The organism is Saliniferula longa (assembly GCF_050789285.1).
Lineage (GTDB): Bacteria > Pseudomonadota > Alphaproteobacteria > Rhodobacterales > Rhodobacteraceae > CAVPWP01.
In genome coordinates this window covers 1,374,700-1,384,412 of the sequence record NZ_JBOUVX010000001.1, presented here as the reverse complement: position 1 = coordinate 1,384,412, position 9,713 = coordinate 1,374,700, and the positions used below count along the sequence as shown (strand labels likewise).

General features: G+C 70.0%; 9 protein-coding genes. 7 read left to right on the top strand and 2 right to left on the bottom strand.

What is annotated here, in order from left to right; genetic code table 11:
- Positions 1 to 55 precede the first annotated feature (55 nt).
- From argS to scpB, 5 genes are all read left to right on the top strand, one after another.
- Positions 56 to 1,780: an arginine--tRNA ligase gene (argS, locus tag ACRDNQ_RS06560; RefSeq protein WP_431827855.1), complete on the top strand. Its 1,725-nt coding sequence runs from the start codon at positions 56 to 58 to the stop codon at positions 1,778 to 1,780.
- Between the two features lie 81 nt (positions 1,781 to 1,861).
- Positions 1,862 to 2,944, top strand: a complete 1,083-nt coding sequence (locus ACRDNQ_RS06555; protein WP_431827826.1) for an SPOR domain-containing protein — start codon at positions 1,862 to 1,864, stop codon at positions 2,942 to 2,944.
- A 12-nt stretch (positions 2,945 to 2,956) separates the two neighbouring features.
- Positions 2,957 to 3,955 carry a glycoside hydrolase family 3 N-terminal domain-containing protein gene (locus ACRDNQ_RS06550; RefSeq protein WP_431827825.1) on the top strand — a complete coding sequence of 333 codons (999 nt, stop codon included), beginning with the start codon at positions 2,957 to 2,959 and terminating at the stop codon, positions 3,953 to 3,955.
- Positions 3,956 to 3,971: 16 nt separating this feature from the next.
- Positions 3,972 to 4,742, top strand: a complete 771-nt coding sequence (locus ACRDNQ_RS06545; RefSeq protein WP_431827824.1) for a segregation and condensation protein A — start codon at positions 3,972 to 3,974, stop codon at positions 4,740 to 4,742.
- Entirely contained in the window at positions 4,739 to 5,377 is a 639-nt protein-coding gene (scpB, locus tag ACRDNQ_RS06540) for an SMC-Scp complex subunit ScpB (protein ID WP_431827823.1), read from the top strand. Before ACRDNQ_RS06545 ends, scpB begins: the two co-directional genes overlap by 4 nt.
- Before the next feature lie 96 nt (positions 5,378 to 5,473).
- Here scpB and ACRDNQ_RS06535 read toward each other — a convergent pair whose 3' ends face one another.
- Positions 5,474 to 6,478 carry a GlxA family transcriptional regulator gene (locus tag ACRDNQ_RS06535; RefSeq protein WP_431827822.1) on the bottom strand — a complete coding sequence of 335 codons (1,005 nt, stop codon included), beginning with the start codon at positions 6,476 to 6,478 and terminating at the stop codon, positions 5,474 to 5,476.
- Positions 6,479 to 6,646: 168 nt separating this feature from the next.
- On the opposite strand from ACRDNQ_RS06535, the gene ACRDNQ_RS06530 reads away from it, so the two are divergent.
- The gene (locus tag ACRDNQ_RS06530; RefSeq protein WP_431827821.1) at positions 6,647 to 8,017 is read left to right on the top strand and encodes a class II 3-deoxy-7-phosphoheptulonate synthase; all 1,371 of its coding nucleotides are present in this window, start codon (positions 6,647 to 6,649) and stop codon (positions 8,015 to 8,017) included.
- A gap of 63 nt (positions 8,018 to 8,080) precedes the next feature.
- Here the strand turns inward: ACRDNQ_RS06530 and ACRDNQ_RS06525 are convergent, their stop codons facing one another.
- Positions 8,081 to 8,665, bottom strand: a complete 585-nt coding sequence (locus ACRDNQ_RS06525) for a PAS domain-containing protein (protein WP_431827820.1) — start codon at positions 8,663 to 8,665, stop codon at positions 8,081 to 8,083.
- A 156-nt stretch (positions 8,666 to 8,821) separates the two neighbouring features.
- Between ACRDNQ_RS06525 and ACRDNQ_RS06520 the strand changes: the two genes are divergently transcribed.
- The gene (locus tag ACRDNQ_RS06520) at positions 8,822 to 9,712 is read left to right on the top strand and encodes a YicC/YloC family endoribonuclease (RefSeq protein WP_431827819.1); all 891 of its coding nucleotides are present in this window, start codon (positions 8,822 to 8,824) and stop codon (positions 9,710 to 9,712) included.
- The last annotated feature ends 1 nt before the right edge of the window (position 9,713 follow it).

Genomic DNA, 9,713 nt, shown 5'->3' with positions numbered 1-9,713 from the left:
ACCGTTGACGGCGAGGGGCGGCGTGCTAAACCCCGGGGCCACGAAAGGGATGCTTATGAACCTCTTTTCCGACATCCGCCGGCTTGTGGTCGAGACGCTCGACGCCATGGTGGCCGACGGCGCCCTGCCCACTGGCCTCGATTACGGCCCGGTCGCGGTCGAGCCGCCGCGCGACGCGGCGCATGGCGACATGGCCACCAATGCGGCGATGGTGCTGGCCCGGCCCGCAGGCCTGCCGCCGCGCCAGATCGCCGAGGCGCTGGCCCCCCGGCTTCAGGCCGATCCGCGCGTCGAGACCGCCGAGGTGGCCGGACCGGGCTTCCTGAACCTGCGCCTTGCGCCGCTGGTCTGGCACGACGTCGTGACCGAAGCGATCGACGCCGGCCCCGCCTTCGGCCACTCGGGTCTTGGCGCCGGCGTGAAGATCAACGTCGAGTTCGTCTCGGCCAACCCGACGGGCCCGCTGCACGTGGGCCACACCCGCGGCGCGGTCTTCGGCGATGCGCTGGCCAGCCTGCTGACCTTCGCCGGCTACCAGGTGACGCGGGAGTACTACATCAACGACGGCGGCGCGCAGGTCGACGTGCTTGCCCGCTCGGCTTATGAACGCTACCGCGAGGCCTGCGGCCACGCCCCCGAGATCGCCGAGGGGCTTTACCCCGGCGACTACCTTGTCCCGGTGGGCGAGGCGCTGAAGGCCACCTATGGCGAAAGCCTGCTCGACAAGCCGGAATCGGCCTGGCTCGACACCGTGCGCGCCTTCGCCATCGACCGGATGCTGGACCTCATCCGCGACGATCTTGCCGCGCTCGGCGTGACGATGGACGTCTATTTCAGCGAGAAGTCGCTCTACGGCTCGGGCCGGATCGAAGGCGCGCTTGCCCTTCTGCGCCAGAAGGGCCTGATCTACGAAGGCGTGCTCGAGCCGCCCAAGGGCAAGACGCCCGAGGACTGGGAGCCGCGCGAACAGACGCTGTTCCGCTCGACCGAGCACGGCGACGACGTCGACCGCCCGGTGATGAAGTCGGACGGCGGCTGGACCTATTTCGCCCCCGACATCGCCTATCACTACGACAAGGTCGCGCGCGGCTTCGACGAGCTGATCAACGTCTTCGGCGCCGATCACGCGGGCTACGTCAAGCGGCTGAAGGCCGCCGTCTCGGCGCTGTCGGACGGGTCGGTGCCCGTCGACATCAAGCTCATGCAGCTTGTGCGCCTGTTCAAGAACGGCGAGCCCTTCAAGATGTCGAAGCGCGCGGGCCATTTCGTGACCCTGCGCGACGTGGTCGACCAGGTCGGCCCCGATGTCACCCGCTTCGTGATGCTGACGCGCAAGAACGACGCGCCTCTCGACTTCGACTTCGCCCGCGTGCTCGAGCAGTCGAAGGAGAACCCGGTCTTCTACGTCCAGTACGCCCACGCCCGCATCCGCAGCGTCATGCGCCGGGCCGAGGACCTGGGTCTGCCGATCTCGGACCATCCCCGGCTCGAGGACGAGGCCGAGTTCGCCGTGGCCCGGAAGATCGCCGAATGGCCCCGCCTGGTCGAGATTGCCGCCCGCAATCACGAACCCCACCGGATCGCCTTCTACCTCTACGAACTGGCGTCCGACTTCCACGCGCTCTGGAACCGAGGCAACGACACACCGGCCCTGCGCTTCGTGCAAGAGGACGATCCGGACGCAACAGCCGCAAAAATCGCGCTGCCACGTGCCGTCGGCGTTGTCATTTCCACAGGTCTTGGTATTCTTGGCGTTACTCCGGTCGAGGAAATGCGCTGACAAATCAAGCGCCCGCCCGGGGGACGAGAGCAGTCACGGGCACCTGGCGCAGACCGGGGCCGGAAATGAGGCACGGGCAAGATGGCGGATTTCACCTATGACGACGCCTATGGCGTCGACGAGGCGGCGCAGGGCGCCTCGGTTACCACCTTCGTGAACTGGGCGGGGGCGATCGTGTCGCTCGCGCTTCTTGGCGGGCTTGGCTACTGGGGCTGGCAGCTTCTGGTGCGCGACGTCTCGGGCGTTCCGGTGATCACCGCGCTCGAAGGGCCGATGCGCGTGGCGCCCGACAATCCCGGCGGCGAGATCGCCGATCACCAGGGGCTGGCGGTCAACCGCGTCGCCGCCGTGGGCGAAGCCGCTCCGGGCGCTGACAGCGTGGTGTTGGCGCCGTCGCCCGCGGGGCTCGCCGACGAGGACGCGCCGATGGCGACGCTTCTTCCCGAAGCCACCGCCGCGGCCGGGACCGCGCCCGCGACCCCCGCCGATGCGGCCGCCGCGGACGCCCCGACGCCCTCAGGCGCCAGCGTGCTTGCGGTGGACCCGACGCTCAACATGTCACCCACCGATCTCGCCGTTCTGGCCGCCCTGGCCGAGCTCGAGCCCGACCTGATCGCCGACCCCGCCCCCGAAGCGGATGCAGAGGTGGCGGCCGGCGCGGTCGCGGCTTCGGCGGGCGGCATGACGATGTCGCCCCGTCCGGTGCCGCGTCCCGCGGCGCGTCCGGCGCCCGCCAGCTTCGCCGCGATGGCGCCCGCGGAACTTGCCCCGTCCGCCGTCTCGATGTCCGACGACATGGGGGTCGCGATTTCGCCCGCCGTCGCCTCGGCCACCGATCTGGCGCTTGATGGCGCGGTGACGCCGGTCTCGACGGCCTCTTCGGGCATCGACGTCGACCCCGCCAGCGTCCCCGTGGGCACGCGCCTCGTGCAGCTGGGCGCCTTCCCGACCCAGGCCGAGGCCGTCGCCGAATGGACGCGCATCGACAGTGCCTTCGGTGACTACATGGACGGCAAGCGCCGCCTGATCCAGCAGGCCGAAACCGGCGGGACCACCTTCTACCGGCTGCGCGCCATGGGCTTTGCCGATCTCAGCGACGCCCGCCGCTTCTGCGCGGTGCTCGTCGCGGGCGAGGCAAGCTGCATCCCCGTCGTCGCGCGCTGACGCGGCAGCGCCATGACCGGGCAGGGGGCCTACATCCTTGGCTGCGCGGGGCCGCGCCTTGGCCCCGAGGAACGCGCCTTCTTCGCCGAGGCGCAGCCCTGGGGCTTCATCCTTTTCGCCCGCAACGTCGAGGACCCGGGCCAGCTTCGCCGCCTGACCGCCGATCTGCGCGCGGCCCTCGGGCGCGACGCCCCGATCCTGATCGACCAGGAGGGCGGGCGCGTCCAGCGGATGCGCGCGCCGCATTGGCGTGAATGGCTGCCGCCGCTCGATCAGGCGATGCGCGCGGGCGACCGGGCGCCCCGCGCCTTCGAGCTGCGCTACCGGATCATCGCGCAGGAATTGCGCGAGGTCGGCATCGACGTCGACTGCGTGCCCTGCGGCGACCTTGCCCGGCCCGAAACCCACGCGATCCTGAAGAACCGCTGCTACGGCTCGGACGTGGACCCGGTGGTGGCCCTTGGCCGGGCGGTGGCCCGGGCGCTGATCGCCGGCGGCGTCCTGCCGGTGATGAAGCACATGCCCGGTCACGGCCGCGCGATGGTCGACAGCCACCTCGAGCCGCCCCGCGTGCCGACCGACGCCGCAACCCTGCGTGCCACCGACTTCGCCGTCTTCCGGGGCCTCAACGACCTGCCGATGGGCATGACCTCGCACCTCGTCTTCGAGGCGCTGAGCGACCGCCCCGCCACCATCGACCCCGCGATGATCGCGCTCATCCGCGACGAGATCGGATTCGGCGGCCTTCTGATGACCGACGACATCTCGATGCAGGCGCTGTCTGGCACGGTGGCCCAGCGCGGTGTGGCGGCCCTGGCGGCGGGCTGCGATCTGGTCCTGCACTGCAATGGCGACATGGCCGAGATGGCGACGCTGCCTGCCGCCCTTGGGCCGATGACCGACGCCGCGCAGGCGCGCGCCGAGGCGGCACTTGCCCTGCGCCACGCGCCCCAGCCGATTGACATCGCCGCCGCAGAGGCCGAACTTGAGGCCTTGATGGCAGAACGCTGAGCAGGCGGACACCCGCATGGACGATTCCTTCGATCCGGTCGACGCCCGGAGACAGGCCGAGGCGCTGATCGTGGACGTCGACGGCTACGAAGGCCCGCTCGATCTGCTGCTGACGATGTCGCGCACCCAGAAGGTGGACCTGCGCAAGATCTCGATCCTGGCCCTGGCCCGGCAGTACCTCGCCTTCATCGAGCAGGCCACGGCGCTGCGCATCGAACTGGCCGCCGACTACCTCGTGATGGCGGCCTGGCTCGCCTTTCTCAAGTCGCGGCTTCTCCTGCCGCCCGATCCCGCCGACGACGGCCCCTCGGGCGAGGAACTGGCCGCGCACCTGGCGTTCCAGCTTGAACGGCTGCAGGCCATGCGCGAGGCGGCGGCGCAGCTGATGGCGCGCGACCAGAAGGGCCGCGACTTCTTCGCCCGCGGCCTGACCGAGGACGTCACCCGCGTGCGCAAGGTCAAGTGGACGGCCACGCTTCTCGACCTGATGCAGGGCTATGCGCGCATCCGCACCAAGGACGAGTTCCGCCCCTATGCCATGGACCGCGAGAACCTGATGACGATGGAGCAGGCGCTGGACCGCATGCGCCACCTCATCGGCTACGCCGGCGAATGGACCGATCTTGCCACCTACCTGCCCGAGGGCTGGGACGCCTCGCCCGCGCGGCGCCGCTCGGCCACGGCCTCGCATTTCGCGGCCTCGCTCGAACTGGTGAAATCCGGTCAGATCCAGATCCGCCAGCACGGGCTCTTCGAACCGATCCAGATCCGACGCGTCCCGCAATGACCGGCGATCCCGTGCGCGACAGCCTTTTCGAGGCGCCGCCTGCGGCCGAGCAGGAACGGATGGTCGAGGCCATCCTCTTCGCCACGGCCGAACCGGTAGGCATCGCCGAACTCAACGCGCGCATGCCCCACGGCGCCGACGCCGCCGCCGCGCTCGAGGCGCTGCGCAAGCGCTACGAAGGCCGCGGCGTGCAGGTCGTGCGCGTGGGCGACCGCTGGGCGATCCGCACCGCGCCCGACCTCGGCTTCCTGATGCAGAAGGAAACGGTCGAGACGCGCAAGCTCTCGCGCGCCGCGATCGAGACGCTGGCGATCGTGGCCTATCACCAGCCCGTCACCCGCGCCGAGATCGAGGAGATCCGCGGCGTCAGCGTCAGCCGCGGCACCATCGACCAACTGCTTGAACTTGAATGGATTCGCTTCGGGCGCCGGCGCATGACCCCCGGCCGCCCCGTCACCTATGTCGTGACCGAGGGCTTTCTCGACCACTTCGGGCTGGAAAGCGCGCGCGACCTGCCGGGCTTGAAGGAACTGCGCGCCGCGGGCCTTCTCGAAAGCCGCCCGCCGCCTGGCCTTGCGCCGGCCGAGGACGACGACGACGGCGATCAGTCCGACATGTTCGAAGACGAAAGCTGATCTTCGGCCCGGGCGTCTTCTCTTTCGGAAATACTCCGGGGGAGGTCCCGCGCCAGCGGGGCCGGGGGCAGAGCCCCCATGCGCCGGTTCAGGGGGTCAGGCCTCGGTGCGGGTGCCCTGCGCGCCGCGCTCGCGGTAGGGCGTGATGTGATACTGCGCCCGGTAGCACTTCGAGAAATGCGACGGGCTCGTGAAGCCGCAGGCCAGCGCCACGTTGATCACGCTCATGTCTGTCTGAAGCAGCAGGTTGCGCGCCTTGCCCAGGCGCAATTCCATGTAATAGCGCTTGGGGCTGCGGTTCAGGTAGCGCCGGAACAGCCGTTCCAGTTGCCGGGTCGACAGGCCCACGTCGCGCGCAAGGATCGCCGGGCTGATCGGGTCCTCGATGTTGGCTTCCATCATCTGGATCACGCGCGACAGCCGCGGGTGACGCACGCCGATGCGGGTCGGCACGCTCAGTCGCTGGGTGTCCTGGTCGGTGCGGATCGAGGTATAGATCAGCTGGTCTGCGACCGCGCCGGCCAGTTCCTCGCCATGCTCGTCGGCGATGATCTTCAGCATCAGGTCGATCGAAGCCGTGCCTCCGGCCGTGGTATACCGGTTGCCATCCATGACGAAGACCGACTTCGTCAACTCGACCTCCTCGAATTCCTCAAGAAAACCGTCGTGATTTTCCCAGTGGATGGTGGCGCGCCGCCCGTCGAGAAGCCCGGCCCGGGCCAGCGCGTAGCTTGCCGTGCACAGCCCCGCCACCGGCGCGCCGTGCCGCGCCTCGCGCCTGAGCCAGTTCAGGAGCCGCTTCGTGGTCGCCTGCGCCACGTCGAGCCCGCCGCACAGCACGATCGTGTCGTCGCGCGTCAGCTCGCCGAGATCGCCGTCCAGCGCGAAGGCGATCCCGGCCGAGCAGGCGACGCTTGTCCCGCCTTCGCCGATCACGCGCCAGTCGTACAGCCTGCGGCCCGACATCCGGTTGGCGATGCGCAGCGCCTCGACCGCGCTGGCGAAGGCGATCAGCGTGAAGCGGGGCATCAGAACGAAGACAAAGCGGCGCGGGCGGTCCGGAACGACCGCGATCTTGACTGGCTGCGGGGGCGTGTCCACCCGTCTCTCCCCATGTGGAACGGCTGACCGACCGAAACAGGTTTGCCGCGCGGGATCAAGACGCCGGCGCATGTGCGGCCCCGGCCCCGGGCGCGGCGTTTTTGGCGTTTGCCTTCGCCGCCACCTCGCCTATAAGCGGCCCCCGAACGCGCTGACGGAGTGACGACGATGACCGAGTGGCAGAAAACCGACTGGCGCAAGCGCCCGCGGGTGCAGATGCCGGACTATCCCGACCAGGACAAGCTGCGGTCGGTCGAGGCCAAGCTCGCCTCCTATCCCCCGCTCGTCTTCGCGGGCGAGGCGCGCAAGCTCAGGGCGGAACTCGCCAAGGCCTCGCGCGGCGAGGCGTTCCTGCTTCAGGGCGGCGACTGCGCCGAAAGCTTCGCCGAGTTCAGCGCCGACAACATCCGCGACACTTTCAAGGTGATGCTGCAGATGGCGATGGTGCTGACTTACGGCGCCAAGGTGCCGGTGGTGAAGGTGGGCCGCATGGCGGGCCAGTTCGCCAAGCCGCGCAGCGCGCCGACCGAGGTGAAGGGTGACGCGGAACTGCCCAGCTACCGCGGCGATATCGTCAACGAACTTGACTTCACGCCGTCGGCGCGGGTGCCCAACCCCAAGAAGATGCTGCAGGCCTATACCCAGTCGGCGGCCACGCTGAACCTGTTGCGCGCCTTCTCGAAGGGTGGATTCGCCGACATGCACCGGGTGCATTCCTGGACGCTGGGCTTCACCGACCGCGACGAGGCGGAACGCTACCGCGACATCGCCAACCGCATCCAGGACACGCTCGACTTCATGGCGGCGGCGGGCATCGACGGCTCGACCACGCACGAATTCTCGACGGTGGACTTCTACACCAGCCACGAGGCGCTGCTTCTGGAATACGAAGAGGCGCTGACCCGGGTCGATTCGACGTCCGGCCAGTGGCTGGCGGGTTCAGGCCACATGATCTGGATCGGCGACCGCACGCGGCAGCCCGACGGAGCGCATGTCGAATACTGCCGCGGCGTGATGAACCCGATCGGGCTGAAATGCGGCCCCTCGACCACGGCCGAGGACCTCAAGGTGCTGATGGCCAAGCTCAACCCCAAGAACGACCCCGGGCGGCTCACGCTGATCGCGCGGTTCGGCGCGGGCAAGGTCGGCGATCACCTGCCGCGCCTGATCCGCGCGGTCGAGGAAGAGGGCGCCAAGGTGGTCTGGTCCTGCGACCCGATGCACGGCAACACGATCAAGTCGTCGACCGGCTACAAGACCCGGCCGTTCGAACTGGTGCTGCGCGAGGTGCGCGAATTCTTCGCGGTGCATTCGGCCGAGGGCACGATCCCCGGCGGCGTGCATTTCGAGATGACCGGCCGCGACGTGACCGAATGCACCGGCGGCGTGCGCGCGGTGACCGACGAGGATCTGTCGGACCGCTACCACACCGCCTGCGACCCGCGTCTGAACGCCTCGCAGTCGCTGGAACTGGCCTTCCTCGTGGCCGAGGAACTGACCAACCGGCGGCTTGCCACGGCCCGCGCCGCAGCGGTCTGAGCCCGGACGGACCGTGCCCTGCGGGCGGCCTTCGGGCCGCCCGTCGCGTTTGCGGCCCTGCGATCAGGCAGGCAGGCCCGCGCCGCCGTCGCCCTGGGCCGGCCCCGCGCCGATCAGGTGGCGGCGTGCCATGCTGCGGATCTCGGGGCGGCGCGGCGGACGGCCGATGCGGCCGTCCATCGACAGCGCCCCCAGCGCGCAGCGCACCTCGCCCCGGTCGAGAAGCGGCAGAAGCACCATGCCGCCGATCAGGGCCGGACGGCCGATCCCGCCCCGGCATCCCAGCCCGATCCGCACGACGGCGGTGCGGGCGAAGACGGTTTCCAGCGCTTCGGCAAGGCGGGTGCGGCAGTGCGGCTCGAACAGGGCCGAGATCGGCATCCCCCGCACCTCCATCCCCAGAAGCTCGGTCAGGTGGCTGCCCGCCACGCGGACGCGCGCCAGCCCGGGGGCGACCCGCTCGATCAAGAAGGCGCGCGACAGCCCGCCGGCCAGTGCGGCGGGTTCGACATCGTCGCGCCGGGGCACGAGGCGGTCCTCGCGCAGGCTTTCCCAATAGTCCTCGACCAGCGACAGCGCGGGCTGGCGGCGCGCGGCGCGGATCGCGTCGAGCGAGATGACGTTGTCGGGCGACGCGTCCTGCGGCATCCGGGCCTCCGGTCGGCTGGGGCGCCTTGGTTGCCGAGGTCCGAGGCCTCTGGTAACGCTGGCGGCAAGGGTGGTTTCCGTGGCCTTAAGATGCCACGGCAGGGCGCGGAAATCCGCGGAAAACTTACCAAAGGGTTAATGCGGAGGGACACCGTCATGACGCGCTCGATGACCGGATATGCCACCGTGCGCGGCCAGACCGCGGACTGGAGCTGGGTCTGGGACCTGCGGTCGGTCAACGGCCGCGGTCTTGACCTGCGGCTCAGACTTCCGGACTGGATCGAAGGGCTGGAACCCGCGGCGCGGGCCGCGCTTCAGGCCGAAATCTCGCGCGGGAGCGTGACCTTGTCGCTGAAGCTGACGCGGTCCGAAGGGGCGGGGACCGCGACCCTTGACCGCGCGGCCTTGCGCCGGACGGTGGTGATCCTGCGCGAGATCGAGGATCTGGCCGCCGAGAACGAGCTTGCCGTGCGCCACGCCACCGCGGCCGAGATCGCGGCCCTTCCCGGCGTGCTGTCCGCCCCCGCCGATGAGGTCGACGCGGGCGCGCTGCGGACGGCGGTCCTGGCCGATCTCGACCGGTTGATCGCGGCCTTCCATGCCTCGCGCGAGGCCGAGGGCGCGGCGCTGGCCAAGGTGATCGGGGCGCAGATCGACCGGATCGAGGCGCTGACCGCGCAGGCCGCCGACAGCGCCGAGGCGCGGGCCGAGGCCCAGCGCGCCGCGCTGACGGCCGCCCTTGCCCGCATTCTTGACGCCGCCGAAGGCGTGGACGAAGGCCGCATCGCGCAGGAGCTTGCGCTTCTGGCGGTGAAGTCGGACGTGACCGAGGAACTCGACCGGCTGCGCGCCCATGTCGGCGCGGCGCGCGCGCTTGTGACGGGGCAGGGGCCGCGGGGCCGCAAGCTCGACTTCCTGATGCAGGAGTTCAACCGAGAAGCGAACACGCTGTGCTCGAAGGCGGGCTCGGCCGCGCTGACGGCCATCGGCCTTGACCTCAAGACCGTGATCGACCAGATGCGCGAACAGGTTCAGAACGTGGAATGAC

Excerpts from the sequence above, each read along its gene's own strand:
- ACRDNQ_RS06525 (WP_431827820.1), bottom strand. The coding sequence starts at position 8,665 with ATGCCGCAGGACGCGTCGCCCGACAACGTCATCTCGCTCGACGCGATC.
- ACRDNQ_RS06550 (WP_431827825.1), top strand. The coding sequence starts at position 2,957 with ATGACCGGGCAGGGGGCCTACATCCTTGGCTGCGCGGGGCCGCGCCTT.
- argS (WP_431827855.1), top strand. The coding sequence starts at position 56 with ATGAACCTCTTTTCCGACATCCGCCGGCTTGTGGTCGAGACGCTCGAC.
- ACRDNQ_RS06555 (WP_431827826.1), top strand. The coding sequence starts at position 1,862 with ATGGCGGATTTCACCTATGACGACGCCTATGGCGTCGACGAGGCGGCG.
- ACRDNQ_RS06530 (WP_431827821.1), top strand. The coding sequence starts at position 6,647 with ATGACCGAGTGGCAGAAAACCGACTGGCGCAAGCGCCCGCGGGTGCAG.
- scpB (WP_431827823.1), top strand. The coding sequence starts at position 4,739 with ATGACCGGCGATCCCGTGCGCGACAGCCTTTTCGAGGCGCCGCCTGCG.
- ACRDNQ_RS06545 (WP_431827824.1), top strand. The coding sequence starts at position 3,972 with ATGGACGATTCCTTCGATCCGGTCGACGCCCGGAGACAGGCCGAGGCG.
- ACRDNQ_RS06520 (WP_431827819.1), top strand. The coding sequence starts at position 8,822 with ATGACGCGCTCGATGACCGGATATGCCACCGTGCGCGGCCAGACCGCG.